This window comes from Ramlibacter sp. P4_H7 (assembly GCF_056400765.1).
This window is the reverse complement of the sequence record NZ_JBFUKP010000030.1, coordinates 19,617-43,799: the sequence shown is the minus strand read 5'-3', so window position 1 is coordinate 43,799 and position 24,183 is coordinate 19,617. Positions and strand designations below refer to the sequence as shown.

Here is a 24,183-nt window from a genome sequence, read left to right as displayed (position 1 = left end):
CGCCCTGCCAGCGCGCCCCGGCCCGCCCGCGCGGGGCTTGGCAGCGGGGCGCAGCGCTCGCGCACCGCACGACCGCCGCGCTCGCACGCCGTTCGACACGCCCTGTCACTCATAGCGACGCGCAGCGGGAAGAACGTCAATCCATGAACTGCAACGCCGCCAGCCGCGCATACACGCCGCCATGCGCCATCAGCTCGTCGTGCCGTCCCACCTCCACGATCCGTCCGTGGTCCAGCACCACGATGCGGTCCGCCTGCTGCACGGTGGCCAGCCGGTGCGCGATCACCAGCGTCGTGCGGTCGCGCATCGCCGATTCCAGTGCGGCCTGCACCATGCGTTCGCTCTCCGCATCGAGCGCACTGGTGGCTTCGTCCAGCAACAGCAGCGGCGGATTCTTCAGCATCGCCCGCGCGATCGCGATGCGCTGCCGCTGGCCACCGGACAGCCGCACGCCACGCTCGCCCAGGAAGGTGTCGTAACCCTCGGGCAGGGCGAGGATGAAGTCGTGCGCGAACGCGCCGCGCGCGGCCGCATGCACTTCCTCCTCGCTGGCACCGGGCCGGCTGTAGCGGATGTTCTCCAGCGCCGACGCGGAGAAGATCACCGGCTCCTGCGGCACCAGGCCGATGCGCGCGCGCAGGTCCTGCAGGCGCAGTGCGTCCACCGGCGCGCCGTCGACGGCGATGCGTCCCTGCTGCGGATCGTAAAAGCGCAGCAGCAGCTGGAACACGGTGGTCTTGCCCGCGCCGCTGGGACCCACCAGCGCCACGGTTTCGCCGGGGGCGACCTCCAGCGTGAAATCGACCAAAGCCGGCGTCGCCGGCCGCGAGGGATAGTGGAACCGCACCGCTTCGAAGTGCACGCGGCTGCCGGCCGCGGGCGCGGGTGCCGACAGCGGCTCGCGGGGCGATTCGACCGGGGAGCGGCTCGCCAGCAGTTCCATCAGCCGCTCGGTGGCGCCGGCCGCGCGCAGCAGGTCGCCGTAGACCTCGCCCAGCACCGCGACCGCGCCGGCGAAGATCGCCACGTACAGCGCGGCCTGGCCCAGCTGGCCGGCGCTGATCTCGCCGCGCAGCACCGCCTGCGTGCCCTCGTACAGGCCCCACAGCATCAGGCCGGCGTTGGCGATGATCACGAAGGCGACCAGCGCGGCCCGGGCGCGCGTGCGCCGCACGCCGGTGCGGAAGGCGTTCTCGGTCGCGACGTCGAAGCGCTTCGCCTCGCGCGACTCCGCCGCATAGCTCTGCACCACGGGGATGGCATTGAGCACCTCGGCCGCGATCGCGCTGGAGTCGGCCACGCGGTCCTGGCTGGCGCGCGACAGCCGCCGCACGCGCCGGCCGAACCACATGGCCGGCAGCACGACCAGCAGCACCACGAGCAGCACCTGCGTCATCACGTAGGGATGCGTCACCACCAGCATGCTGATCGCACCGAGGCCCATCACCAGGTTGCGCATGCCCATCGAGAACGACGAACCCACCACCGTCTGCACCAGCGTCGTGTCGGTGGTCAGGCGCGACAGCACTTCGCCGGTCTGCGTGCTCTCGAAGAAGGCGGGGCTTTGCTCCAGAACGTGGGCGTACACGGCATTGCGCAGGTCGGCGGTGACGCGTTCGCCCAGCCAGCTCACCATGTAGAAGCGGAAGGCGGAGAACAGGCCCAACGCGATCGCGACGGCGAACAGCAGCAGGAACTGGCCGCGCAGCGCCATCGCGCGGGTGCCCGGCTCGGCAGCGATGCCCTGGTCGATCATCGTGCGCAGTGCGATCGGGAACACCAGCGTCGCCGCCGCCGCCAGCAGCAGGAACAGGCCCGCCAGCGCGATGCGCCCCCGGTAGGGCCGCAGGAAGGGCAGCAGCCCCGACAAAGACCTGGGGCTGCGCAGCTCAGGAGCGGCCATGGGCATCTTTTTTCATTGTTCGCCGATCGTACGGCGGGAATGTGAGCTGGCTCTTAATGCGGTGGACTGCTTTGCTGCGTCCCGCGATGTCGGCGTGCGGCTTAAGCTGGCTGACGCGATTCGGGGCCGCGCGCGGCGCCAGGCAGAAAATCGCCCGTAGCCATGGCCCTTCCACAGAGCAAGACACCCCGCCGCCGCAGCGGCGACCTCGACCGGCCCTGGGAGCCGGGCGATTCCATTCCCGCGCCGGAAGCGGAGCACCGCGACGACGAGGCGGCCTGGGCCCTGTTCAAGGACCTCGCGCACCAGCAGGATCGCCGCTTCGCCGACACCTTGCCGATGACGCGCCCCTCCGGTCTCTCCACCCAGGAGGCCGCGTGGGCGCCCACCCGGCCGCTGACCACCGTCGCCAGGGGTCTGCCGGCGGCGCCGCAGCAGCCCCTGTTCACACTGGAGGCCGCCATGCTGGTGGCCCGCCGCAACAACCGCGTCTGCCCACGTCCCGAGCGCTGGACCGCGTTCATGGCCTTGCTGCCGCCCCGCAAGACGCTGCGCGGCACGATGCACCCTTCCGTGCCGCCGCTCGGCGCGGCGTGGTCCGTGACTCCGCCGCTCACCAAGCGGCTGTACTTCCGCGAGCACATCGAGTGGGCCCAGCGCGCCGGCATGCTGGAGGACGTCATGGCCTTCATGCAGGGCCTGCCCGAGTCCGACTGGCTGCACATCGGCGAGGACTGAGTCCGGGCAGGGGCGCGTGCCGGCCCCCGGATAATCGGGCGCAGCAGCGCTAGCTCCCGATGAAACCCGCCGGCACCTCCTACAACCTCGCCCGCTTCGACCTGGTGTCGATCCGGCTGGTGGTGGACTGCGTGCAGCACGGCAGCCTGAGCGCCGCAGCGCGCGAGTCGCACCTGGCGCTGGCCGCCGCCAGCCGCCGCATCCGCGAGCTGGAAGATGCCGTGGGCGAGCCGCTGTTCGAGCGGCACGGCCGCGGCGTGCGGCCCACGGCGGCGGGCCGGGTGTTCGCGCGCCACGCGCTGGGCCTGCTGCAGTCGCTGGAGCAGATGGGCAGCGAGCTGGCCGACCTGCGCCAGGGCATCGCCAGGCACGTGCGCCTGTGCGCCAGCACCGCCGCGATCAACCAGTTCCTGCCGCCGTTGCTGGCCCGCTATGCCCGGCAGCAGGAGCAGGTGCGGGTGGACCTGGAGGAACAGGTGTCCACCGCCGTGGTGGCGACGCTGCGCGAGGGCCGTGCCGACATCGGCGTGTTCGTCGAGGGCGCCGAGACCGAGGGGCTGGACTGCCGCCTGTTCCGCCGCGACGAGCTGGTGCTGGTGCTGCCCGCGCGGCACCGGCTGGTGGGCCGCGGCGCGGTGGCCTTCGGCGAGGCGCTGGAGGAGGATTGGATCAGCCTGGCCGACGGCGCCGCGCTGCTGCAGAAGCAGCACGAGGCGGCACATGCCGCCGGCCGGCCGCTGCGCCTGCGCATGCAGGTGCGCAGCTTCGACGCGGTGTGCCACCTGGTCGCGTCGGGACTGGGCATCGCCATCCTGCCGAAGAACGCGGCGCTGCCCATCATCGGCGCGATGAAGCTGCGCTGGCGCGCGCTGTCCGATCCATGGGCGCAGCGCCGGCTGTTGCTGGCCACGCTCTCGGGTCCCCAGGATCCGGCCGTCGAAGAGCTGGCCCGCTTCCTGGTCGAGCCTTCGCAAAAGGCGAAAGCTCCGTCCCGCAACGAGCAATAGACGCCGCCGGGGCCCGGGCGCAGACTCGCGCCCCATGGAGACAAGACAAGCCCCCGGCCCGCTGGCCGGCCTGAAAGTCATCGAGATGGGCCAGCTCATCGCCGGCCCCTTCGCCGCGAAGACGCTGGCCGACTTCGGCGCCGACGTCGTCAAGATCGAGCCGCCCGGCGCCGGCGACCCGCTGCGCAACTGGCGGCTGCTCAAGAACGGCACCTCGGTGTGGTGGCAGGTGCAGTCGCGCAACAAGCGTTCGGTCGCGCTGGACCTGAAGAAACCCGAGGGCCAGGAGATCGTGCGCAAGCTCGCGGCCGAGGCCGACGTGCTGATCGAGAATTTCCGTCCCGGTGCGCTGGAAGGCTGGGGGCTGGACCCGCAGCAGCTGGTCGACGCGAACCCGAAGCTGGTCGTGCTGCGCATCAGCGGCTACGGCCAGACCGGTCCCTACCGCGACCGTCCCGGCTTCGGCGTGGTCGGTGAGGCGATGGGCGGGCTGCGCCACCTCACGGCCGAGCCAGGCCGCATCCCGGTGCGCGTGGGCGTGAGCATCGGCGACACGCTGGCGGCGTTGCACGGCGTGATCGGCATCCTGCTGGCGCTGCAGGAGCGGCAGCGCTCCGGCCAGGGCCAGGTGATCGACGTCGCGCTGTATGAGGCCGTCTTCAACTGCATGGAAAGCCTGCTGCCCGAGTTCAGCGCCTTCGGTGCGGTGCGCGGCCCCGGCGGCAGCGCCTTGCCCGGCATCGCGCCCAGCAACGCCTACCTGTGCAGCGACGGCGGCTACGCGCTGATCGCCGGCAACGGCGACAGCATCTACCGGCGGCTGATGGCCTCCATCGGCCGCGACGACCTCGGCAACGACCCGGCGCTGGCGGACAACGCCGGCCGCGTGCAGCGGGTCGCGGAGATCGACGCGGCGATCGGCGCCTGGACGCGGACGCGCACCGTCGACGAGGTGCTGGCCGTGCTGGAAGGTGCTTCCGTCCCGGCCGGCCGCATCTACACCGTGGCCGACATCGCGGCCGATCCGCACTACGCCGCGCGCGGCATGCTGCAGCAGGTCGAGCTGCCTGACGGCGACACGCTCACCGTGCCCGGCATCGTCCCCAAGCTGTCGCGCACGCCCGGCGCGCACGTGCGCAATGCGCCGGACATCGGCCAGGACACCGACGCCGTGATGCGCGAGATCGGACTCACCCCGGAACAGATCGCGGCGCTCAAGGGCCGCGGCGTCATCAAGGCCCCCCAATGAAGCCACGCATCTTCTTCAACGAGGTCGTCACCCGCGACGGCTTCCAGATCGAACCCGAATTCGTCGCCACCGACACCAAGGTGCAGCTGGTGGACGCGCTCAGCGCGTGCGGCTACGCCAAGATCGAGGTGACCTCGTTCACCTCGCCCAAGGCCATCCCCATGCTGCGCGACGCCGAGGAGGTGATGGGCCGCATCCGCCGCGCACCGGGCGTGGAGTACACGGTGCTGGTGCCCAACCTGCGCGGCGCCGAGCGCGCCATGGAGTCGCGCGCCGACGAGCTCAACCTCGTCATGTCCACCTCCGAGACGCACAACCTGGCCAACCTGCGCATGCCGCGCGAGAAGAGCTTCGCCGCGCTGGCGGACGTCGTCCGCTTCGTGGACGGCCGCACGCCGATCAACGTGTCGCTGTCCACCGCCTTCGGCTGCCCCATGGAGGGCGAGGTGCCGCAGGAGGTGGTGCTGGGCTGGGCGCAGCACTTCGCCGACCTGGGCGTGCGCGGCCTCACGATCTGCGACACCACCGGCATGGCCAACCCCGCGCAGGTGGCGCGCATGTGCGAGGCGGCGCAGCAGCGCTTTGCCGCACTGCAGCTCACGCTGCACTTCCACAACACGCGCGGCATGGGCCTGGCCAACGTGCTGGCCGCCGCACAGCAGGGCATCACGCGCTTCGACGGCTCGCTGGGCGGCCTGGGCGGCTGCCCCTATGCGCCGGGCGCCAGCGGCAACATCAGCAGCGAGGACGCGATCCACATGCTGGACGAGATGGGCTACGACACCGGCATGGACCTCGACCGCCTGCTGCAGGTCGCGCGCGCCTTGCCCGCCATCGTCGGCCACGAGGTGCCGGGCCAGGTCGCCAAGGCCGGCCCCAGCCGCCAGCTCCATCCCGTGCCCGCCGCCGTGACCGAACTGCGCGCCAACCTGTCCTGATCCCCGTTTCACCGCCAACAAGCGCCCCGCGAGGGCGCAAGAGGAGACTTTGCATGTCCGATTTCAACCGCAGGACCTTCCTGGGCGCCACCGGCGCGCTGGCTGCTTCGTTGGCGCTGCCTTCCTTCGCGCAGCTCGCCGGCAAGACGATCACGCTGATCGTGCCCTCCGCGCCCGGCGGCACCACCGACCTGTCGGCGCGCATGCTGGCCGAGCCGCTCGCCCGGGTGCTGCAAGCCAACGTGGTGGTCGACAACCGCAGCGGCGGCAACGGCAACATCGCCGGCCAGATGGTGGCCCGCGCGGCCGGCGACGGCAGCACGCTGCTGGTGCAGTACTCCGGCTACCAGTGCATCACGCCGCTGATCCAGCCGGTGTCCGGCTTCGACCCCGGCCGCGACCTGAAGCCGATCGGCCACCTGCTCGATGCCCCGCAGGTGATGGTGGTGCGGCAGAACTTTCCCGCCAACACCTTCCAGGAATTCCTGGCCTACGTGAAGGCCAACCCCGGCAAGGTGAACTACGCCTCCAGCGGCAACGGCGCGCTGCAGCACGTGACCACCGAGCTGCTGAAGGACCTGACCAGGACGTACATGACGCACATCCCGTACCGCGGCACCGGCCCCGCGCTCACGGACCTGCTGGCCGGCACGGTGGACCTGACCATCACCACGCCGCCGCCGCTGCTGCCGCACATCAAGGCCGGGCGCCTGAAGGCACTGATGGTGACGGGCAAGACGCGCCTGCCGGCCCTGCCCAACGTTCCGACGGCGACCGAGACCGGGGTTGCGCTGGTTGCGTCTTCGTGGTTCGCGGTGTACGGTCCCGCGAGCCTGTCGCCGGACCTGCAGAATCGGCTGTCGGCCGCGGTGCGGCAGGTGGTGGAGACGCCGGACTTCCACCGCCGCGCCGAAGAGCAGGGCGCCAAGGCCATCGCCATGAACCCCGCCGAGCTGCAGGCCCTGGGCAGCAACGAACGCGCCACCTGGGACCGCATCGTCAAGGTGGCCCACATCAAGGCCGACTGAACACCACGAACCACAGGAGACCCGCCATGCACCGTCGCCCCTTCCTGCGCCACGCGGCCTTCGCCGCCGCGGCGCTGATCGCCCCGGCCCTCGCCCTCGCGCAGGGCGGCTACCCGAGCAAGCCGATCACGCTGGTCGTGCCCAACCCGCCCGGCGGGCTGGTGGACACCTCCGCGCGCATCGTCTCGGATTCGCTCGGCAAGGTGCTGAACCAGACGGTGATCGTGGACAACCGCGGCGGCGGCAGCGGCAACGTGGCCTACGGCATGGTCGCGCGCGCGCCCGCCGACGGCTACACGCTGCTTACCTCGTACTCGGCCTACCACGTGGGCAACCCCTCGCTCACGCCCAAGCTGCCCTGGGCGCAGAAGGACTTCGCGCCGGTGGCGTTGGTGACGGTGGCCACCAACGTGATCGCCGCGCACCCTTCCGTGCCGGCCAACACGCTGCAGGAATTCATCGCCTACCTGAAGAAGAACCCGGGCAAGGTGAGCTACGCGTCGCAGGGCAACGGTTCGGTCTCGCACATCGGCACCGAAATGTTCAAGGCCCAGACCGGCACCAGCATGGTCCACATCCCCTACCGCGGCTCCGGCCCGGCGATCCAGGACGTGCTGTCGGGCCAGGTGCAGGTGTTCATGACCACGCCGCCCTCGGTGATGCAGCACGTGCAGTCGGGCAAGCTCAAGGCCTTCGCGGTCACCGGCGCCAAGCGCCATCCGAACCTGCCCAACGTTCCGACCACGGCGGAGGCGGGCCTCAAGGGCTTCGAGCTGGAGTCGTGGGTGGCGATCTTCGCGCCGGCGGGCACGCCGCCCGACGTGGTGACCAAGCTCACCACCGCCATCAAGCAGGCGCTGGAAACGCCGGAGGCCAAGAGCCGCGCCGACGCGGCCGGCATCGAGATCCGCTACCTGCCGCCGCAGCAGCTGGACGCGATGGTCAAGAAGGAGACCGTGTTCTGGGCCAAGACCATCAAGGACCAGGGCATCACGGCCGACTGAGGCCGGGCGGCACCGAGGGCGGCGACTTGTGCGGTCGCTGCGCCTGCGGCGGCGGGGTTTCCGGCGGCATCGGCTCGGTCGGAGGCTCCTCGCCCATTTCTTCCAGTTCGGTCATCGTCATGTGGAAGCTGGCAGCCCACAGCACGAACTCGCGCGAACCCGGCGGATAGGGATTGGGCGGCTCGGGCAAGCGCTTCTCGCTGACGTATCGCGCGGTGTCTTCCGCGTCACGGCGTATCGAATCGACATAGTCGGCCGGCAGGCTGGAGGGCGGCGAATCGCCCTCCGGGTCCTGTTCCCACTTCAGTTCGGTGGCGGGCGGCGGGATCGTGCTGCGGGCATGGCGCCGGGCGCGGCGGCTCGCGGCCGTCTGCCAGGCGAGCCAGATCACCGCGATCACCGCGGCGACGACCAGCCCCAACACCACCTGCTTCAAGCTCATGCGGAAATGATGCAGGAATCTTGCGGTTTGTTACTCATGGAGGACCCCCGATAGGCTCTTTGGTGCCTATGCGATTGGGGGAGATTTGCACCGCGAGGCAGTCGAAAGGATCCATCCGATGCCCGGCCGGACCGGCTCCGCATAATGGGCGGTCCTGGAGGAGACACCATGCGCAATGTCGGATTGATCGGCCTCGGGGCCATGGGCCTGGGCATGGCGCAGTCGCTGCGCCGCGCGGGCCATCGCGTGCACGTGTGCGACGTGCGCGCCGAGGCCGCCCGCGCTTTCGCGGCCGAGGGCGGCGTGGCCTGCGGCAGCCCCGCGGAAGTGGCGGCGCAGTGCGACGTCGTGGTCAGCGTGGTGGTGAACGCCGCGCAGACCGAGCAGGTGCTGTTCGGCGAGGGCGGAGCGGCCGCGGCGATGCTGCCCGGCAGCCTGTTCGTGATGTGTTCGACCGTGGACCCCAACTGGTCGGTCGCCCTGGAAGAGCGGCTGGAGGCGATGGGCCTCGCGTACCTGGACGCGCCGATCTCCGGTGGCGCCGCCAAGGCCGCATCGGGCCAGATGACCATGATGACGGCGGGCCGTCCCGCCGCCTACGAGAAGGCCGGCGGCCTGCTGGAGGCGATGGCCGCCAAGGTCTACCGCCTGGGCAACCGCGCGGGCAACGGCAGCAAGGTGAAGATCATCAACCAGCTGCTGGCCGGCGTGCACATTGCCGCCGCCGCCGAAGCGATGGCGCTGGGCCTGCGCGAGGGCGTGGAGGCCGACGCGCTGTACGAGGTGATCACCAACAGCGCGGGCAACAGCTGGATGTTCGAGAACCGCATGGCCCACGTGCTGGCGGGCGACTACAAGCCGCTGTCGGCGGTGGACATCTTCGTCAAGGACCTGGGGCTGGTGCTGGACACCGCGCGCGCCACCAAGTTTCCGCTGCCCCTGGCGTCCACCGCGCACCAGATGTTCATGCAGGCGTCCTCGGCCGGGCACGGGCGCGAGGACGACTCGGCGGTGATCAAGATCTTCCCGGGCATCCGGTTGCCGCACCCGGGGGGCGACCAGCAATAGCGGGCAGCCGCTGGCACACAGGAGAGACCCCCATGGACGACGAAGTCTTCAACATGAGCCTGCGCAAGTTCCTCAAGATGGTCGGCGTGAGCTCGCAGCGCGAGATCGAGCAGGCCGTGGCCAAGGCGATGGAACAGGGCGGCATCAAGGGCAGCGAGACGCTGCCCGCCACCATGACGCTGTCGGTGCCGGGCGTGAAGCTGCAGGTCAGCTTCGACGGCGAGCTGAAGCTGCAGTAGCCGCCGGCGGCCGGAGCCGGCGCGGCACTCGCGAACGCCGGGATGTGCGCGGCGCTCACGAACGCTGGGATGCGCGCGGCGCTCACGTAGGCTGGGGTGAGCGCGAAGCCGAACCCCAGCGCTGGGGTTCGCAGCGCTCACCACCAGCCTACGAGGCCCCCAGCCCGCAACGCAACCTAGCGCTGACCATAGTGCGCGTTCGCGAACAGGTCCTTCAGCTCGCGCGGCTGCGAGCGCCAGTACTGCTTGGGCGCCACCACGCTCGCGCCCAGCTGCGCGGCTGCGTGCCAGGGCCAGCGCGGGTCGTACAGCATGCCGCGCGCCAGCGCCACGGCGTCGGCCTCGCCGTTGCGGATCACAGCTTCGGCCTGCTCCGCACCCGTGATCAATCCGACCGCGATGGTGGGCAGGCCCGACTCGGCCTTCACCCGCTGAGCGAACGGCACCTGGTAGCCCGGGCCCAGCCGGATCGACTGCGCCGGTGACGCGCCGCCGCTGGACACGTGGATCGCGTCGCAGCCGCGCGCCTTCAGCGCCTGCGCGAAGGCCACCGTGTCCTCCAGCTGCCAGCCTTCCTGCACCCAGTCGGTGGCCGAGACGCGCACCCACACGGGCCTGTCGGCGGGGAAGGCCCCGCGCACCGCATCGAACACCTCCAGCGGAAAGCGCATGCGGTTTTCCAGGCTGCCGCCGTACGCGTCGGTGCGGTGGTTCGCCAGCGGCGACAGGAACTGGTGCAGCAGGTAGCCGTGGGCGGCATGCACCTCGATGCCGGCCAGTCCCAGGCGGCCGGCGCGCGTCGCGGCGAGCGCAAAGGCCGCGCGCACGCGGGCGAGGCCGTCGCCGTCCAGCGCATGGGGTGCTTCTTCGTCCTTCGCATGCGGCACGGCCGAGGGAGCCTCCGTCTGCCAGCCCCCGGGCTCGCTGCTTGGGATCTGGTTGCCCCCGTCCCAGGGCGCGCGGCTGGAGCCCTTGCGGCCGGCATGACTCAGCTGGATCGCGATCGGCATGGCCGAGTACTTGCCGATGGCGGCCAGCACGCGCGCCAGCGCGGCCTCGTTGGCGTCCGAGTACAGGCCCAGGTCCACCGGCGAGATGCGGCCGACGTCCGACACCGCAGTGGCCTCGATGATGAGCAGCCCCGCGCCCGACAGCGCCAGCTGGCCGAGGTGGATCTGGTGCCAGTCCGTGGCGCAGCCCTCCTCGGCGGAGTACTGGCACATGGGGGCGATGACGATGCGGTTGGCGAGTTGCAGGCGGTTGGCCTGCAGGGGGGAGAAGAGGGCGCTCACGGTGGCCTCGGGGTGGCGGAAGTGAAGGGCATTGTCCACGGGACGCAATCTCCCCGTTCAGACCCGGTTCGGCCCACCGTCAAGCCCGCGGCCATCGAGACTTACCCCGCTGCGCCGGCACGGCCCGCGCCGTAAGCTGCGCGAGCCTTCCCCCTCCGCACGAAAGCGAACCCCATGAAGCAACTCCCCCTCCGACTCCTCACCGGCCTGGCCTGCGCGCTGGCGCTGCCGGGCGCCGCCCTGGCCGAACCCGGCTTCCCCACCAAGCCGATCGAACTGGTGGTGCCTTACCCGGCGGGCGGCGGCACCGATGTGCTGGGCCGCGCCTTCGCGCAGACGGCGGTGAAGCACCTGCCGCAGACGATCATCGTGATGAACAAGCCGGGCGCCAGCGGCGCCATCGGCTGGGCGGACATCATCAACGGCAAGCCCGACGGCTACAAGATGGTGCTGCTGGCCACCGACCTGATGACGCAGCCCAACATGGGCTACACCAAGATCACCTACGAGGATTTCATCCCGATCGCGCGCCTGAACTACGACCCGGCCGCCATCACGGTACGCGCCGATGCGCCGTGGAACTCGGTGGAGGAATTCATCGCCGCCGCGAAGAAGGGCGACTTCAAGATCGGCAACGGCGGCAACGGTTCGACCTGGCACCTGGCGGCCGCGGCGGTCGAGGACAAGAGCGGCGCCAAGTTCAACCACATCCCGTTTGCCGGCGCGCAGCCGGCCATCCTGTCGCTGATGGGCGGCCACCTCGACGCGATCACCGTGAGTGCCGCCGAGACCTACACGTACGTGTCCGCCGGCAAGCTGAAGACGCTGGCCGTGATGTCGGACACGCGCATCAAGGGCTTCGAGCAGGTGCCCACGCTCAAGGAGCGCGGCATGGACATCTCCATCGGCACCTGGCGCGGGCTGGCCGTGAACAAGCAGACGCCGCCCGACGTGGTGGCCGTGCTGCGCGGCGCCACCGCCAAGGTCGCGAAGGAGCCGGCGCTGCTGGAAGCGCTGGACAAGCAGAACATGGGGTATGCCTACGCCGAGGGTGACCAGTTCGGCGCCGTGATGGCCAAGGACCACGCCTTCTACAAGGGCCTGATCCAGAAGCTGGGCCTCAAGGGCCAGTGAGCGGACGCGGCGTGCGCAGTCCGCGCACGCCCGCTTTCGGCTAGTCGGTGCGCTGCGCCACGTCGTAGCCCTTCTTCGTGATCTCGAAGATCTCGCCGGCGGTGCCCCGCTGCACCAGCAGGCCCTGCTTCATCAACTCCTCCAGGGCGGCCTCCCACTGCGCCAGCGCGCGGTGGTCGGCCTTGCTGGTCACCAGGCTGACGCCGTTGGTGTGCAGGTCCACGCCCGCACCGAACTTCTCGTACAGCACCAGGCCGCCGGGGTCCAGCGAGGCCTGCTTGAGCAGCGTCTTCGCCTCCTGGGACAAGGCGACCGGCGTCGCCAGGGGACCCGCGGGCGCCGACCGGAACATGGCCACGCCGAACCCCATCACGCCCAGGAACAGCAGCACGAAGATGCCGACCCGCGACTTCTCCGACGCCCTGGCGAAGAAGAAATAGGCGAGCACCGACAGCGCCACGGCGAGCAGCGCCAGGATGCCGAGGTAACTCTGCGCCGCCGCGCTGATGATGGCCGGGAGATGCTCGAAGAGCTTGTCCATCGGGGTCCCTCCTTCACTGCGGCAGGCGGTCGTAGCGGATCGATTCGACCTTGCCGTTGCGGAAGCGCACCGTGGCCATCAGGTTGCCCGGCCCGCGGTCGTACAGCCACTCTTCCACCGACTGGCAGGGCACGAACGTCCCCCAGGGGAAGGGGTAGGGCACGCCCAGGTAGTACACCGGCGCGCAGGACGCGTCCGCCAGCACGGGCTGGCCGCACTTGTAGTAGACCGAGAGCTTGGTGTCGCCTTCCGCGGCGATCGCGCCGTTGCAGCGCAGGGTGTCGGCGTGGGCAGGCGTGGGGGCGAGCTGGAACAGCAGCAGGAATGCCGAGGCGACGACGGCGCGAAGGAGAAGGAGGTTCATGCTGCGGCCCGGAAGCATGCGTCGCTTTCCATTGTGCTCCGCTGCGCCGATCGGCGGAATGGCGCGCTACGGACCGGCCATCCGCCGCGCCTCCGCCTCCAGCAGCAGGCGCGCCGTCGCCTCGTTGGTTGCACAGGGCACGTCGTGCACGTCGCATGCGCGCACCAGGGCGTTGATGTCCGGTTCGTGCGGCTGCGGCGTCATCGGGTCGCGCAGGAAGATCACCAGGTCGATCTCGCCCATCGCCAGCCGCGCGCCGATCTGCAGGTCACCGCCCAAGGGGCCGCTGAGGAGCCGTTCGATGGGCAGGCCGGTCGCCTGGGCGATCTGCAGGCCGGTGGTGCCGGTGGCGCAGAGTCGGCAATGGCGCAGCACTTCCCGGTATTCAAGGGCCAGGGCAACGATGGCTGGTTTCTTCGCGTCGTGGGCGATGAGGGCGACGCGGACTGGGGTGGGGCTTGCGGAGGGCATGCGAAAAGATGGTCTTGGGTTGTTTAGCGAGACTTTGGCATGCCAGGGGCTAGGTGAAGGGGTCCACTAAACCGATACAGGATCCGCGTCCGTGTCAAACAACCTGTTAGCCCTCATTTCCCCATCCCCAGGACTGGCATGGCCAGTGCGACCACCGACAAAAGTAGCGTTATCAGGCCGAGGCGCCGAACCATCGTTGCATTCTGGGCAATGCTTCCCGGTCGCACTCGCGCCTGTGCGGCGAGGCCGACCAGGAAGGCGGGAAAGGTAGCGACCGCTGCGCCGAACCAGACACTTTCAAACCAGTCCGGAAAACGCTGAAAGGTGAATCCCAGGGCTGCGCCAACCAATTCGGCGGCGACGACGGTCACGGCGAGTACCCGAACTGGCTTCAGGTCAGACCATGAGTACTCAAAACCGAACGGCGTCTCTTTCATGATGGCTAACAATCGCGTCTACGGCGCGTTCTTCCCCGGGAAGAAGCCGGCGGGTTCGACCGCGCAGGTGAGGAATGTGGTCGGCACCAAGGTCGAGGTCGAAGCCGTTGCCTACAGGCCGTGAGCGGGAGCCGACGACCTGGGATCGGCTTCATGGCTTGATCTCCTCGAAATCCGGCAAGGGCCACGATCCGGAAGCGCGTGACGCCCTGTACATGGCATGGATGGCCTCGCCCACGGCTCTGAGGGCTCCTGCACCCACTCATCCCGGAAGGAACTCCAGGCCGTACCGGGTGGCGATGGCCTTGGCTTCCTCCGAGGCTTGTCGCGTGGGGCTTCCCGTGTCGAGCCGGGTCACTTCGGCAATCATTGCATCGAATACGCCACCAGGCGAACTGATGATGATCTGGCGGCCCACCTCGGGACCGGTGCTGACGAAGCCATGGGCAGTCCCTCGCGGAACGAAGACCACGTCGCCGGGGCCGAGCTTCAAGACCTTGTCGTCCAGACGAAAGTCGTAGCGTCCTTCGCAGATGATGAACGTCTCGTCGTACGTCGCATGACGGTGATAGCCCGCGCCGGACTCGGGTGGTTCGATGGCCTCGCAGACGGTATAGGCATTCCAGCCCGCGGCCGCGGTTGTCTTGAACGTCATGCTCATTCGGCCGATCTGGAAAGTCTTGCCTTCTCCCGGCGGGAAGTGATGCGGCTGCGTGGTGTGGGTCATGTCGGCGTCCGATGCGATTCGAGCCTGATTGCGCTTGCAGCATGACGCGAAGAGGCCAGGAAGGTCAAGAAGATCGCCCGTCAAGTAGCGGGAGTCGCAGTCGCCACCTTCGCCCTCCGCCACAACACCACCGCACTCACCGCCAGCGGCACCGCCAGCGCCGCGAACCCCGCGCGGTAACTCCCGAACATCCCCGACAGCGCGCCGAACACCGGCGGGCCCAGCACCACGCCCAGGAAGGTGAAGAACAGGGTGCCGCCGGTGGCCAGCCCCGCCATGCCCGCCGGCGCCTGCCGCGCGACTTCGGCCAGGTACACGCCGTTCCAGCCGACCGCGCTGGCGCCGTAGACGAACAGCACCGCGATGACCACGGCCTTCGGCCACTCGGGCTGCAGCAGCGCGGTGGCCACGCTGCACACGGCCATCAGCGTGGCCAGCATGGCGAGCATGCGGCGCTCGCCGGTCCAGCGGTCGGACACCCAGCCCCACAGGACGCGGCCCATCACCGCGCCGACCTGCGAGATCGACAGCACCGCGCCCGCCGCGATCAGCCCGTAGGCCAGGCTGTCGGTGAGGTAGGTGACGAGGTACGTCGTCAGCGACAGCTGCGCGATGGAGAACAGGAAGGAGCAGCCCGCCAGCGTGCGCAGCGCCGGCTGCTCCAGCACCAGGCGCACGGGCCGCAGGAAGTTGCCCAGCGACACGCGGCCTTCGGGGTCGCTGTCGGCGTCGAAGCGCACCCGCAGCGTCTGCGACACCCCGGCGCACAGGACGCACACGGCCGCCACCAGCAGCAGGGCGGGCTGCCATCCGGTGAACTCCTGCAGGCCCGGCACGATGGCGCCCGCCAGCGCGGCGCCCAGCGGCACGCCGGTCTGCTTGACGGAGAACACCAGCGACATGCGGTGCGCGGGCGTGGTGCGCGCCAGCAGATGCGAGCTCGCCGGCGTGATCGGCCCGTAGCCGATGCCCACCAGCAGCGCGCCCACCGCGATGGCCGTCACCGACGGCGCGGCGCTGAGCGCCAGTCCCACGGCGCACATCAGCAGCCCCGCCTGGCTCACGCGGATCGCGCCCCAGCGGCCGACGGCGCCGCCCGAGGCCAGGCTGGCGATCATCGCGCCGGCATAGGCCACCGCGATGTACACGCCGATGTAGGCGGGGGAGACGCCCACGGCCTGCGCCACCTTGGGCGCCATCGCGGGGATGGTGAGCAGGGCCATCGCCACCATGGCCTGGATCGCCAGCGTGATGGCCAGCGGCATCCAGTCGTTGTTGTCGTTCCTGTCGGGTTGCGGCATGGCAGGCCGCGATCATCGCCGAAAAGGCCGGCGCTCATTTCCAGCTAAGAGAACGCTAAGCGACAGCTAAATGGCGCTTCCTACAGTGCATGCACGGCTGGCGCACGACCCGTACGGCAACCGGAACAGACGAAACCTGAACCCTGACCTGATTGGAACCCTCATGAACCGCATCGCCCTCGCCTCCATCGTCCTGGCCTCCGCCTTCGCCGGCAGCGCCTTCGCCGAATCGCCGATCTACGGCAACGACGTCTTCACCGGTGCCAAGCCGCGCGCCGACGTGAATGCTGAACTGGCTGCCTACAAGAAGGCCGGCGTGAACCCCTGGTCCACCCAGTACAACCCGCTGAAGTACTTCAAGAGCACCACGACGCGCGAAGCGGTGGTCTCCGCCTACCTGATGTCGCGTGACGAAGTGCATGCCCTGTCCAGCGAAGACAGCGGCTCGGCCTACCTGGCGCAGGCCCACACGCCCTCCGTGCCGTCCCGCACGCTGGCCGGCACGCCCGCCAACGCGCAATAAGCAGGAAACGCCGTCCCCGGTTCCGGGGACGCAGGCCCGCAGGACGGCCGGGCCACCCATGCGGTGGCTCGGCCGTTCTTCATGCGAGGCCAGCCGTGGCGCGGGTTGTCCCGCCGCGCGCGCCCCGGGAGCCGTGGCTGGCACGCCTGTTGCAAGGTCTCCCAACCGGAGGAAGTCCATCGGGGGATGCAACGGGGCTCGCCCAGCGCCACCATGCAATCGTTGCCCGCAAGGACGCTCCCGAAACCCACCAGGGGAGATCGCCATGAAAGCATCCGCATCCGAGCAGTTCCAGCTGCGCTTCCAGTCGCTGTTCGTCAGTGGCCGCGGCTTCGCCTTCCCCTGTGACGTCCAGGGCCATGTCGACCTGGACGTCATGAGCGAGCGCGCGCGCACCAACTACTTCTACGCCCGCGCCATGGTCGGCCGCGAGCTGTCGGTGCCGGCCGTCGAGCCGGCCGCCGGCCTGCACTGAATCCGCCAATGCCCCGCTGCGGCGGGGCCTCCGGGGTGCGCCGCATAATCGGGAATTCGACCCGAGGACCGACATGACCTACCCCCATACGCAGCTCTTCATCAACGGCGAATGGCAGGACGCTGCCGAAGGCCGTTCGCTCGCCGTCTTCAACCCCGCCACCGGCAAGGAAATCGGCCGCGTCGCGCAGGCCGGCAAGGCCGACCTCGACCGTGCCCTGGCCGCCGCGCAGAAGGGTTTCGAGACCTGGCGCGACATGCCCGCCGTCGACCGCGCCAAGATCATGCGCAAGGCCGCTTCGCTGATCCGCGAGCGGGCCGGCGAGATCGCTCCGCTGATCACGCAGGAGCAGGGCAAGCCGCTGGTGGAAGCCAAGGGCGAGACCCTGGCCGCCGCCGACCTGATCGACTGGTTCGCCGACGAAGGCCAGCGCGTGTACGGCCGGCTGGTGCCCTCGCGCGGCAAGCCGGAACTGCGCCAGATGGTCGTCAAGGACCCGGTGGGTCCGGTGGCCGCGTTCACGCCGTGGAACTTCCCGATCAACCAGGTGGTGCGCAAGGTCGGTCCCGCGCTCGCCGCCGGCTGCTCCATGCTGGTCAAGGCCGCGGAAGAGACGCCGGCCGGTCCCGCCGCCTTCATCAAGGCCTTCGCCGACGCAGGCATCCCGCCCGGCGTGCTGCAGCTGGTGTACGGCAACCCCGCCGAGATCTCCGGCTACCTGATCCCGCACCCGGTGATCCGCAAGATCACCTTCACCGGCTCCACGCCGGTGGGCAAGCAACTGGCCGCCATGGCCGGCCAGCACATGAAGCGCGTCACGATGGAACTGGGCGGCCACGCACCGGTGATCGTGTGCGAGGACGCCGACATCGGCCTGGCGGTCAAGGCCGCGGGCGCGGCCAAGTTCCGCAACGCCGGCCAGGTGTGCATCTCGCCCACGCGTTTCCTGGTGCACGAGAGCGTGAAGGACGCATTCGCGCAGCAGCTCGCCAAGTACGCGCAGGGCCTGAAGGTCGGCGACGGTCTCACCGACGGCGTGCAGATGGGCCCACTGGCCAACCCGCGCCGCCTGACGGCCATGGCCGAGATCCACGAGGACGCGGTGAAGAAGGGCGCCACGGTGCTGGCCGGCGGCAAGCGCATCGGCGACACCGGCAACTTCTGGGAGCCCACCGTGCTGGTGGACGTGCCGCTGGAAGCCAAGGTGTTCAACGACGAGCCCTTCGGCCCGGTGGCCGGCATCCGCAGCTTCGCCAAGCTGGAAGAAGCGATCGCCGAAGCCAATCGCCTGTCCTTCGGTCTCGCGGGCTATGCCTTCACCAGGTCGCTGAAGAACGCGGACCTGATCACGCGCCGCGTGGAAGTGGGCATGCTGTGGATCAACATGCCGGCGATGCCCAACGCCGAGATGCCCTTCGGCGGCATCAAGGACTCGGGCTACGGTTCCGAGGGCGGGCCGGAGTCGCTGGAGGCGTATCTCAATACGCGCTCGGTCGCGATCATGAACGTGTGAGCGGCAGGCGCTCCACACGAAAGGCCCGGCATCGCCGGGCCTTTTTTTGGTCAGGCGTCGGGGCGGCAAAGCTGTGCGTGGGCGGGCTGCGGCGCGATGGCTACGGCGTTCGGCTCGCCGCTTCGCGGCGCTACCGAATGCCCTGCGCTGGGCGACCCCACGACCCGGGCGCGCAATGAGTGATTCGCGGCCGTCGCGGGTCGCGGGATCACCCACCGCAGGCGCCTGTGCTTTATTCGCGCCGCAGCCCGCCCACGCACAGCTTTGCAGGGCAGGGCCGTGGTGCACCACCGCAGCGGTCACCTCACCACGAACGCCGCGCACGGCCGGGCCGCGGGGCGAATAAAGCACAGGCGCCCACGGTGGATGATCTTGCGGCCCACCCGGGTCGTCGCCAACCGCCATCTACAAGGGCCGCAAGATCGTCCAGCGTGGGGCATTCGGTAGCGACCGCGCAGCGGTCGCGCCGAACGCCGTAGCCATCGCCCCGCGGCCCGGCCGTGCGCGGCGTGCCCGCAAAGTGACGGAGCCTACGTGCTTCCCTCAGCTCCGCTGCGCTGGTGCTGGTGCTGGTGCTGGTGCTGGTGCTGGTGCTGTGCCCCACTGCGCACTACTGCACCAGCTCGCCGTACTCCTTCTCATGGCGCCGGATGTAGCTCGCCATGAATTCGCATTGGGGGTCGGCCTTCAGCCCGCGGCTCTTCACGTCGTCGAGCGCATAGGCCGCCAGGCGCGAGCCCAGGCCCTGGCCTTCGTAGGCCGAGTCGACTTCGGTGTGCGTGAAGCAGATCGTGTCGCCTTCCTTGCGGTACTGCGCGAAGGCGGCCACCTGGCCGTCGACGTGCAGTTCGTAGCGGGACTGCGCCTGGTTGTGCACCTCATCGGGCGCGCGGGTGGGGGGTTGCTGTTGCTGTTTCATGGGCCCATCGTGCCGCAAAGACCCAGGGTCCTGGCGTCGGACTGGCCCCCGTAAAAGCGGTCGAGGCAGCGGGCGAACAGCGGCTCGCCGGGTGCCGCCAAGCCGAACAACGTCACGCAGGAGCGGAACTTGAGGTCGTCGGGCGAGCCCAGGATGTCGTGGGCGCTGCGCGGCTCGGGGATCGCCAGCATGAGCTCGCAGCATTCGCGCAGCCGCGGGCCGAGCACGGGGTGCGCGAGATAGGCGCGGGCTTCCGCCAGCGACGCGATGCCGTAGTGCTGGGCGGTGCTGCTGAGGCCCAGGCCGCGCAGCTGCGGGAACACGAACCACATCCAGTGGCTCTGCTTGCGGCCGGCGCGCAGTTCGTCGCGCACGGCTTCGATCACCGGCGCCTGGGCCCGGGTGAAGCGTTCGAGGTCGAAGCCGGCGCCGTCCATGCCGCGAGTGTGGACCGCTGCAAGCTGAGCCGCACCCGTCCTACAAACGGCCGAGTCGTTTCTCGCGCACAGTCGGGGCTGAACAGGAGAGACCGCATGGCCACCCAGCCGCCGCCCGAACCCAAGCCGCCGCTCGGCCCGCAACCGCAGCCGCCTTCCGGCCCCATGCCGATGCCGGAGCCCATGCAGCGCCCGTGATGGAAGCCGCCCACCTGCACCGCATCGCGGTCGAGGCCATGCGTGCCCGCGGCCTGCAGCCCGAGTTCGCGCCGCAGGCGCTGCGCGAGGCGGAGGCGGCGCGCCGCATCGCCCCGGAGCGCAGCGGCGACATCCGCGACCTGCGCGCGCTGCCCTGGTTCTCGATCGACAACGACGACACGCGCGACCTCGACCAGCTGAGCGTGGCCGAGCCGCTGGCAGGTGGCGTGACGCGCCTGCGGGTGGCGATCGCCGACGTCGATGCGATGGTGCAGCCGGGCGGCGCGGTGGACGACCACGCGGGCCTGAACACGACCTCGGTCTACACCGCCGCCGGCGTGTTCCCCATGCTGCCGGAGGTGCTGTCGACGGACCTCACCTCTCTGCACGAAGGGCAGGAGCGGCTGGCGATGGTGGTGGACCTGCTGGTGCAGCCGGATGGCCTGGTGACGCAATGGGAGATCTACCGCGCCGCCGTTTTCAATCGCGCCAAGCTAGCGTACGACGCCGTGTCGGCGTGGCTGGACGGCACCGGTCCCGCGCCTGCCGCGGTCGCCGCGTGGCCGGTGCTCGCCGAGCAGCTGCGGCTGCACGACAGCGTCGCCACGCAGCTGCGCGAGCTGCGCCAGAGCCGCGGCGCGTTGAACGTGAAGACGGTGTCGGCCCGGCCGGTGTTCGAGGACGGCCAGCTGGTGGACCTGCGCGCCGACGAGAAGAACCGCGCCAAGGACCTGATCGCCGACCTGATGATCGCGGCCAATGCGGCGACCGCGCGGCACCTGTCCGAACGCGGCTATCCCTCGCTGCGCCGCTTCCTGCAGTCGCCGCGGCGCTGGGACCGGATCGAGGCGCTCGCCGCGCAGTACGGCGTGCAGCTGCCGAGCGAGGCCGATCCGATCGCACTCGATGCCTTCTTGCGCGCGCGCCGCGCGGCCGACCCCGAGGGCTTCGGCGACCTGTCGCTCAAGGTCGTGAAGATGCTGGGCTCCGGCGAGTACCTGGCCGCCGCGCCGGGCGCGCCCCACGTCGGCCACTTCGGGCTGGCGGTGAACGACTACGCGCATTCCACCGCGCCCAACCGACGCTACCCGGACCTGGTCACGCAGCGCCTGCTGAAGGCCTCGGTGGCGGGCGAAGAGCCGCCTTACGCGCTGGCCACCCTGGAGACGATCGCGCGCCACTGCACGCTGCAGGAGGACAACGCCAGCAAGGTGGAGCGCCAAGTGCTCAAGGCGGCGGCCGCCTTCCTGCTGCACGACCGCATCGGCGAGCGCTTCGATGCGATCGTCACCGGCGCGGCGCCCAAGGGCACCTTCGTGCGGATCGCGCGGCCGCTGGTGGAAGGCCGGCTGGTGCGCGGCGTCGAGGGCATCGACGTGGGCGATGCGCTGGGCGTGCGGCTGGTGGCCGTGGACGAGGAGCAGGGCTTCCTGGATTTCGAGCCGGCCTGAAGCGCGGCCCGGCTTTGCCTCCGGTTTGCACGCGGTTACTCCCGTGCGCCGGCGAAAAGGACTAGCCTGTCCGGTCGGACAGCACAGGAGAGCGCGTGCGACAGCCAGGCCTTGCGATCCGCCTCCAGCGCGGCCGTGCGCGGTTGGACCAGRCCGCATGCGCGCTGCTGTGCGGGCTGGTCCTGCTGGCGGCCGCGCCGGCGGCGTTGGCGGCGCCGGCCGGCTCGACCTGGCGCCAGGGTCCACCGATGAGCCAGTCGCGCGGGCTGGAGGAAGCCGCGCGCGCCGCCGAGGACCGCCGCGGCAACCGCGCCCGCATCCACGCCCTGTGGATGGGCCTGGAGCGCCTGGAGCGCGAGGGCCGCGGCGACGAGATGCTGCGCAGCGTGGACGAGATGGTGACCCTGCTCGGGCTGGACGCCAAGCTGCAGTCGCTGCGGCCCGAGGTGATGAAGGTGCGCGACGAGGTGCGGCTGGATGCCGCCGGCATCTTCGCGGGCCAGGGCCGGCACGCGGAAGCGCTGGCCGTGCTCAAGCTGGTTCCCGCCTCCGCGCAGCGCGAGGAAGCGACGGCCCGTTCGCTGTTCGCGCTGCGCCGCTTCGAGGAAGCCTTCGCCACCGTGGACGCGCTGGCGCGCATCGACGAGCGCCAGGCCATGCGGGTGCGCGGCTCCTTCTACCTGCAGCTCGGCGCGGTGCCCCTGGCTGTGGAGGCCCTGCAGCCGTTCGCCGCCGAGCCCGACACCGCGCGCGTGCTGCGCGGGCTGCAGCAAAAGGGCTTGCACCACTTCGTCCGCAGCGAGCGCGACGGCTGGACGGTGTACCAGGCAGACGCCGGCACGCGACCGGCGCGCACCGTGGCCTATTGGTTCCCGGGCACCGGCGGCCAGGTGGACGCGGTGCGCGGGGTCGAACTGGCGGTGCGCCCCGCCCCACGGCCGCTGACCTTCGGCCTGGTGCTGCGCCACCTGCTGGGGGCGCGCTGGCCTTCCTCGCTGCATCCGCGCGAGTACGAACTGGCGCTGCTGGGCGGCGGCGTGCGGCAGGTGGTCGCCATCTGGGAGTGGGAGCCCGACGACGCGGACATCGCATCGATGGCGCGGCGCGGCCAGGCCGCGGCCGAGCCGCTGCGCCAGGCGCAGGCGCTGCTGCAGGGCCATCGCAAGGAGGAGGCGCTGCGCATCGCGCTGGACCACGTGCGATCGCTGCGCTGGTGGCTGGTGTCCCAGCCGAACTACGCCGCGCTCTCGGTGGCGGTGCAGGCGGCGGCGGCGCTGGGCGACCAGAAGCGGGCCGAGGAACTGGCCGATCGCATCGAGGACTGGAACCCGATGTGGGGCTCGCTGGTGCTGGCGCGCGCCTGGGAAGAGGCCGGCCGGCCCGAGCTCGCGCGGCCGGCCTACGAAGCCGCCATCGCGGCGGCGCCGCAGCGCAGCGAGCCGTATGCGCTGCGCGCGGAGTTCGAATGGGCCGCTGCGTCGGCGGACCGCGGCACGACGCGCCCCGAGGCCTGGCTGCGCGCGCAGAAGGCCGCGCGCGCGCTGCAGCAGCACAGCGCCGTGGACGGCCTGTGGCTGCGCGCGCGCATCGCCTTCGAGCTGGAGGGCTATGCGCTGGCCGCCGCGCTGCTGCGCCAGTCGGGGCTGGGTCCCGACGCACCCGATGCGGCGCTGGAGATGCAGGCGCTGCTGGAGAGCCTGGGGCACTGGGACTTCGCCCGCGCCGGCGGGCGCGTCGCGATCGCCAACGGGATGGCCATGCAGGCCTACCGCAGCCGGCAGGGCGCGCCCGCAGATGGCGCGCTCAAGCACCACGCCGCGGAAGTCCTGGTGCTGGATGCGCAGGGCGACCTGGTGGAGACCTTCGCGATCACCAGCCAGGGCGTGCCGCCGGGAGCGGCCCGGCAGTACGTGCTGGACCGCATCAACGCCTTCGGCACGCAGCCGCTGCGCCTGTACGGGACCAAGCCGCCCGCGCTCGAACGCCTGGTCCAGGCACTGGGGGCGCTGTGAACACGCTGTCGCTGCCCCCCCAGCCAGCCGCACGCGCTGCGCACGCCGTGCTCGCGGCACTTTGCCTCGGCGTCGCGTGCTGCACGCCGCCGGCGCTGGCCCAGTGCGCGCTGACCGGCACCGCTTGCGCCAGCGACCCCTGCGTGGCCAGTCCCGACGCGGGGCCGTGCCGGGACATCGGCGCCGGCCTGGGCGCAGCCGCGCGGGTGCAGGCGCCGGAAGTGCAGCAGGCGGTGCAGGACGTGATCCTGCCCAGGTCGCCGCAGCTGAACCTGCCGGAGACCGGCAAGGCGGCGCGGCGCAACGTGCGCCGGCCCACCAACCTGCCCGCGCCGCCGGGGCTGCTGGAGGCACAGCTGCCCGCGTCCTTCGATCCGCGGCCGCTGCCCTCCGGCCTGCCCCCTGCGAGCGTCGCGCGCGAGCTGGCGCCGCAGGTGTTCGCGGGCGCGATCGCCATCACGCGCGAGCTCGACCACCTGCGGGCCCTGAACGAACTGCGCAGGAGCGACCCGCGGCTGGCCGACAGCGCCTGGCTGCGCGAGCGCATCCAGGCCAGGGCGGGGGAGGCCTTCCGGCAGTTGCAGCGCGTGGAGCAACGCTCGCAGGCGGTGCTGCAGATGCTGCCGGAGGAGGCGCGCTATGCCGACCTGCGCGATGGGCTGGCGCGCACCGCGCAGGCGCTGAAGTTCGTCGGCAGCGGGGTGCCGGTCGAGGGGCGGTGAGCGGAGCGCGGTACGGAATGGCCGGGCGCTTGCACCGACCCTCGGGGATC

The 24,183-nt window shown here is 70.7% G+C and carries 27 protein-coding genes; 16 read left to right on the top strand and 11 right to left on the bottom strand.

The annotated features are described in order from the left end of the window. Window positions 1-136: 136 nt before the first annotated feature. Window positions 137-1,903 (bottom strand): ABC transporter transmembrane domain-containing protein, encoded by a 1,767-nt coding sequence (locus AC1DSA_RS25125; protein ID WP_477893808.1) that lies wholly within the window; start codon window positions 1,901-1,903, stop codon window positions 137-139. A gap of 162 nt (window positions 1,904-2,065) precedes the next feature. On the opposite strand from AC1DSA_RS25125, the gene AC1DSA_RS25120 reads away from it, so the two are divergent. Genes AC1DSA_RS25120 through AC1DSA_RS25095 form a run of 6 tightly spaced genes read left to right on the top strand, consistent with a single transcriptional unit; the run spans window position 2,066 to window position 7,867 of the window. Continuing rightward, window positions 2,066-2,641 carry a hypothetical protein gene (locus AC1DSA_RS25120; protein WP_477893806.1) on the top strand — a complete coding sequence of 192 codons (576 nt, stop codon included), beginning with the start codon at window positions 2,066-2,068 and terminating at the stop codon, window positions 2,639-2,641. Between the two features lie 59 nt (window positions 2,642-2,700). Next, a complete protein-coding gene (locus AC1DSA_RS25115; protein WP_477893804.1) occupies window positions 2,701-3,648 on the top strand; it encodes a LysR family transcriptional regulator in 948 nt (315 codons plus the stop codon). A gap of 34 nt (window positions 3,649-3,682) precedes the next feature. Next, the gene (locus tag AC1DSA_RS25110; RefSeq protein ID WP_477893802.1) at window positions 3,683-4,897 is read left to right on the top strand and encodes a CaiB/BaiF CoA transferase family protein; all 1,215 of its coding nucleotides are present in this window, start codon (window positions 3,683-3,685) and stop codon (window positions 4,895-4,897) included. After that, a complete protein-coding gene (locus AC1DSA_RS25105) occupies window positions 4,894-5,835 on the top strand; it encodes a hydroxymethylglutaryl-CoA lyase (protein WP_477893800.1) in 942 nt (313 codons plus the stop codon). The genes AC1DSA_RS25110 and AC1DSA_RS25105 overlap by 4 nt, the downstream gene beginning before the upstream one ends. A gap of 53 nt (window positions 5,836-5,888) precedes the next feature. After that, on the top strand, window positions 5,889-6,863 hold the full coding sequence (locus tag AC1DSA_RS25100; protein WP_477893798.1) for a Bug family tripartite tricarboxylate transporter substrate binding protein: 975 nt from the start codon (window positions 5,889-5,891) through the stop codon (window positions 6,861-6,863). Window positions 6,864-6,889: 26 nt separating this feature from the next. Next, a complete protein-coding gene (locus AC1DSA_RS25095) occupies window positions 6,890-7,867 on the top strand; it encodes a Bug family tripartite tricarboxylate transporter substrate binding protein (protein ID WP_477893796.1) in 978 nt (325 codons plus the stop codon). Here AC1DSA_RS25095 and AC1DSA_RS25090 read toward each other — a convergent pair. Then, on the bottom strand, window positions 7,854-8,309 hold the full coding sequence (locus AC1DSA_RS25090; RefSeq protein WP_477893794.1) for a hypothetical protein: 456 nt from the start codon (window positions 8,307-8,309) through the stop codon (window positions 7,854-7,856). The genes AC1DSA_RS25095 and AC1DSA_RS25090 overlap by 14 nt on opposite strands. A gap of 168 nt (window positions 8,310-8,477) precedes the next feature. On the opposite strand from AC1DSA_RS25090, the gene ltnD reads away from it, so the two are divergent. Next, window positions 8,478-9,377 (top strand): L-threonate dehydrogenase, encoded by a 900-nt coding sequence (ltnD, locus tag AC1DSA_RS25085; RefSeq protein ID WP_477893792.1) that lies wholly within the window; start codon window positions 8,478-8,480, stop codon window positions 9,375-9,377. A 32-nt stretch (window positions 9,378-9,409) separates the two neighbouring features. Continuing rightward, on the top strand, window positions 9,410-9,616 hold the full coding sequence (locus AC1DSA_RS25080) for a DUF6494 family protein (protein WP_477893790.1): 207 nt from the start codon (window positions 9,410-9,412) through the stop codon (window positions 9,614-9,616). A 176-nt stretch (window positions 9,617-9,792) separates the two neighbouring features. On the opposite strand, the gene AC1DSA_RS25075 is transcribed toward AC1DSA_RS25080, so the two are convergent. Further along, complete coding sequence (locus AC1DSA_RS25075; RefSeq protein ID WP_477893810.1) at window positions 9,793-10,908, bottom strand: NADH:flavin oxidoreductase/NADH oxidase; 1,116 nt, start codon at window positions 10,906-10,908, stop codon at window positions 9,793-9,795. A 174-nt stretch (window positions 10,909-11,082) separates the two neighbouring features. Here AC1DSA_RS25075 and AC1DSA_RS25070 point away from each other — a divergent pair, with 174 nt between their 5' ends. Next, window positions 11,083-12,042: a tripartite tricarboxylate transporter substrate binding protein gene (locus AC1DSA_RS25070; RefSeq protein WP_477893788.1), complete on the top strand. Its 960-nt coding sequence runs from the start codon at window positions 11,083-11,085 to the stop codon at window positions 12,040-12,042. 40 nt (window positions 12,043-12,082) lie between these two features. On the opposite strand, the gene AC1DSA_RS25065 is transcribed toward AC1DSA_RS25070, so the two are convergent. The 4 genes from AC1DSA_RS25065 to AC1DSA_RS25050 form a co-directional block, all read right to left on the bottom strand. Beyond that, a complete protein-coding gene (locus tag AC1DSA_RS25065; protein ID WP_477893786.1) occupies window positions 12,083-12,583 on the bottom strand; it encodes a hypothetical protein in 501 nt (166 codons plus the stop codon). Window positions 12,584-12,596: 13 nt separating this feature from the next. After that, window positions 12,597-12,947 (bottom strand): DUF2845 domain-containing protein, encoded by a 351-nt coding sequence (locus AC1DSA_RS25060; RefSeq protein ID WP_477893784.1) that lies wholly within the window; start codon window positions 12,945-12,947, stop codon window positions 12,597-12,599. Window positions 12,948-13,013: 66 nt separating this feature from the next. Next, window positions 13,014-13,418, bottom strand: a complete 405-nt coding sequence (locus tag AC1DSA_RS25055; protein ID WP_477893782.1) for a methylglyoxal synthase — start codon at window positions 13,416-13,418, stop codon at window positions 13,014-13,016. A gap of 113 nt (window positions 13,419-13,531) precedes the next feature. Beyond that, the gene (locus tag AC1DSA_RS25050) at window positions 13,532-13,855 is read right to left on the bottom strand and encodes a hypothetical protein (RefSeq protein ID WP_477893780.1); all 324 of its coding nucleotides are present in this window, start codon (window positions 13,853-13,855) and stop codon (window positions 13,532-13,534) included. Window position 13,856: 1 nt separating this feature from the next. On the opposite strand from AC1DSA_RS25050, the gene AC1DSA_RS25045 reads away from it, so the two are divergent. Continuing rightward, complete coding sequence (locus AC1DSA_RS25045; RefSeq protein WP_477893778.1) at window positions 13,857-13,979, top strand: hypothetical protein; 123 nt, start codon at window positions 13,857-13,859, stop codon at window positions 13,977-13,979. Window positions 13,980-14,117: 138 nt separating this feature from the next. On the opposite strand, the gene AC1DSA_RS25040 is transcribed toward AC1DSA_RS25045, so the two are convergent. Next, on the bottom strand, window positions 14,118-14,582 hold the full coding sequence (locus tag AC1DSA_RS25040; RefSeq protein ID WP_477893776.1) for a cupin domain-containing protein: 465 nt from the start codon (window positions 14,580-14,582) through the stop codon (window positions 14,118-14,120). An 80-nt stretch (window positions 14,583-14,662) separates the two neighbouring features. Beyond that, window positions 14,663-15,883 carry an MFS transporter gene (locus AC1DSA_RS25035; protein WP_477893774.1) on the bottom strand — a complete coding sequence of 407 codons (1,221 nt, stop codon included), beginning with the start codon at window positions 15,881-15,883 and terminating at the stop codon, window positions 14,663-14,665. 163 nt (window positions 15,884-16,046) lie between these two features. On the opposite strand from AC1DSA_RS25035, the gene AC1DSA_RS25030 reads away from it, so the two are divergent. From AC1DSA_RS25030 to AC1DSA_RS25020, 3 genes are all read left to right on the top strand, one after another. Then, window positions 16,047-16,406 carry a DUF4148 domain-containing protein gene (locus AC1DSA_RS25030; protein ID WP_477893772.1) on the top strand — a complete coding sequence of 120 codons (360 nt, stop codon included), beginning with the start codon at window positions 16,047-16,049 and terminating at the stop codon, window positions 16,404-16,406. 265 nt (window positions 16,407-16,671) lie between these two features. Beyond that, window positions 16,672-16,881 (top strand): hypothetical protein, encoded by a 210-nt coding sequence (locus tag AC1DSA_RS25025; protein ID WP_477893770.1) that lies wholly within the window; start codon window positions 16,672-16,674, stop codon window positions 16,879-16,881. A gap of 73 nt (window positions 16,882-16,954) precedes the next feature. Beyond that, window positions 16,955-18,394 (top strand): NAD-dependent succinate-semialdehyde dehydrogenase, encoded by a 1,440-nt coding sequence (locus AC1DSA_RS25020; protein WP_477893768.1) that lies wholly within the window; start codon window positions 16,955-16,957, stop codon window positions 18,392-18,394. A gap of 610 nt (window positions 18,395-19,004) precedes the next feature. Here AC1DSA_RS25020 and AC1DSA_RS25015 read toward each other — a convergent pair. Next, window positions 19,005-19,313, bottom strand: coding sequence for a GNAT family N-acetyltransferase (locus AC1DSA_RS25015; protein ID WP_477893766.1), 309 nt, complete (start codon window positions 19,311-19,313; stop codon window positions 19,005-19,007). Next, window positions 19,310-19,750 carry a DUF1810 domain-containing protein gene (locus AC1DSA_RS25010; RefSeq protein WP_477893764.1) on the bottom strand — a complete coding sequence of 147 codons (441 nt, stop codon included), beginning with the start codon at window positions 19,748-19,750 and terminating at the stop codon, window positions 19,310-19,312. The genes AC1DSA_RS25015 and AC1DSA_RS25010 overlap by 4 nt, the downstream gene beginning before the upstream one ends. Before the next feature lie 197 nt (window positions 19,751-19,947). Between AC1DSA_RS25010 and AC1DSA_RS25005 the strand changes: the two genes are divergently transcribed. The 3 genes from AC1DSA_RS25005 (at window position 19,948) to AC1DSA_RS24995 (ending at window position 24,133) form a co-directional block, all read left to right on the top strand. After that, complete coding sequence (locus AC1DSA_RS25005; RefSeq protein ID WP_477893762.1) at window positions 19,948-21,399, top strand: RNB domain-containing ribonuclease; 1,452 nt, start codon at window positions 19,948-19,950, stop codon at window positions 21,397-21,399. A gap of 95 nt (window positions 21,400-21,494) precedes the next feature. Then, window positions 21,495-23,411 (top strand): hypothetical protein, encoded by a 1,917-nt coding sequence (locus AC1DSA_RS25000; protein ID WP_477893760.1) that lies wholly within the window; start codon window positions 21,495-21,497, stop codon window positions 23,409-23,411. Next, a complete protein-coding gene (locus AC1DSA_RS24995; protein WP_477893758.1) occupies window positions 23,408-24,133 on the top strand; it encodes a hypothetical protein in 726 nt (241 codons plus the stop codon). Before AC1DSA_RS25000 ends, AC1DSA_RS24995 begins: the two co-directional genes overlap by 4 nt. The last annotated feature ends 50 nt before the right edge of the window (window positions 24,134-24,183 follow it).

Excerpts from the sequence above, each read along its gene's own strand:
- AC1DSA_RS25125 (WP_477893808.1), bottom strand. The coding sequence starts at position 1,903 with ATGGCCGCTCCTGAGCTGCGCAGCCCCAGGTCTTTGTCGGGGCTGCTG.
- AC1DSA_RS25120 (WP_477893806.1), top strand. The coding sequence starts at position 2,066 with ATGGCCCTTCCACAGAGCAAGACACCCCGCCGCCGCAGCGGCGACCTC.
- AC1DSA_RS25115 (WP_477893804.1), top strand. The coding sequence starts at position 2,701 with ATGAAACCCGCCGGCACCTCCTACAACCTCGCCCGCTTCGACCTGGTG.
- AC1DSA_RS25110 (WP_477893802.1), top strand. The coding sequence starts at position 3,683 with ATGGAGACAAGACAAGCCCCCGGCCCGCTGGCCGGCCTGAAAGTCATC.
- AC1DSA_RS25105 (WP_477893800.1), top strand. The coding sequence starts at position 4,894 with ATGAAGCCACGCATCTTCTTCAACGAGGTCGTCACCCGCGACGGCTTC.
- AC1DSA_RS25100 (WP_477893798.1), top strand. The coding sequence starts at position 5,889 with ATGTCCGATTTCAACCGCAGGACCTTCCTGGGCGCCACCGGCGCGCTG.
- AC1DSA_RS25095 (WP_477893796.1), top strand. The coding sequence starts at position 6,890 with ATGCACCGTCGCCCCTTCCTGCGCCACGCGGCCTTCGCCGCCGCGGCG.
- AC1DSA_RS25090 (WP_477893794.1), bottom strand. The coding sequence starts at position 8,309 with ATGAGCTTGAAGCAGGTGGTGTTGGGGCTGGTCGTCGCCGCGGTGATC.
- ltnD (WP_477893792.1), top strand. The coding sequence starts at position 8,478 with ATGCGCAATGTCGGATTGATCGGCCTCGGGGCCATGGGCCTGGGCATG.
- AC1DSA_RS25080 (WP_477893790.1), top strand. The coding sequence starts at position 9,410 with ATGGACGACGAAGTCTTCAACATGAGCCTGCGCAAGTTCCTCAAGATG.
- AC1DSA_RS25070 (WP_477893788.1), top strand. The coding sequence starts at position 11,083 with ATGAAGCAACTCCCCCTCCGACTCCTCACCGGCCTGGCCTGCGCGCTG.
- AC1DSA_RS25065 (WP_477893786.1), bottom strand. The coding sequence starts at position 12,583 with ATGGACAAGCTCTTCGAGCATCTCCCGGCCATCATCAGCGCGGCGGCG.
- AC1DSA_RS25060 (WP_477893784.1), bottom strand. The coding sequence starts at position 12,947 with ATGAACCTCCTTCTCCTTCGCGCCGTCGTCGCCTCGGCATTCCTGCTG.
- AC1DSA_RS25055 (WP_477893782.1), bottom strand. The coding sequence starts at position 13,418 with ATGCCCTCCGCAAGCCCCACCCCAGTCCGCGTCGCCCTCATCGCCCAC.
- AC1DSA_RS25050 (WP_477893780.1), bottom strand. The coding sequence starts at position 13,855 with ATGAAAGAGACGCCGTTCGGTTTTGAGTACTCATGGTCTGACCTGAAG.
- AC1DSA_RS25045 (WP_477893778.1), top strand. The coding sequence starts at position 13,857 with ATGGCTAACAATCGCGTCTACGGCGCGTTCTTCCCCGGGAAGAAGCCG.
- AC1DSA_RS25040 (WP_477893776.1), bottom strand. The coding sequence starts at position 14,582 with ATGACCCACACCACGCAGCCGCATCACTTCCCGCCGGGAGAAGGCAAG.
- AC1DSA_RS25035 (WP_477893774.1), bottom strand. The coding sequence starts at position 15,883 with ATGCCGCAACCCGACAGGAACGACAACAACGACTGGATGCCGCTGGCC.
- AC1DSA_RS25030 (WP_477893772.1), top strand. The coding sequence starts at position 16,047 with ATGAACCGCATCGCCCTCGCCTCCATCGTCCTGGCCTCCGCCTTCGCC.
- AC1DSA_RS25025 (WP_477893770.1), top strand. The coding sequence starts at position 16,672 with ATGAAAGCATCCGCATCCGAGCAGTTCCAGCTGCGCTTCCAGTCGCTG.
- AC1DSA_RS25020 (WP_477893768.1), top strand. The coding sequence starts at position 16,955 with ATGACCTACCCCCATACGCAGCTCTTCATCAACGGCGAATGGCAGGAC.
- AC1DSA_RS25015 (WP_477893766.1), bottom strand. The coding sequence starts at position 19,313 with ATGAAACAGCAACAGCAACCCCCCACCCGCGCGCCCGATGAGGTGCAC.
- AC1DSA_RS25010 (WP_477893764.1), bottom strand. The coding sequence starts at position 19,750 with ATGGACGGCGCCGGCTTCGACCTCGAACGCTTCACCCGGGCCCAGGCG.
- AC1DSA_RS25005 (WP_477893762.1), top strand. The coding sequence starts at position 19,948 with ATGGAAGCCGCCCACCTGCACCGCATCGCGGTCGAGGCCATGCGTGCC.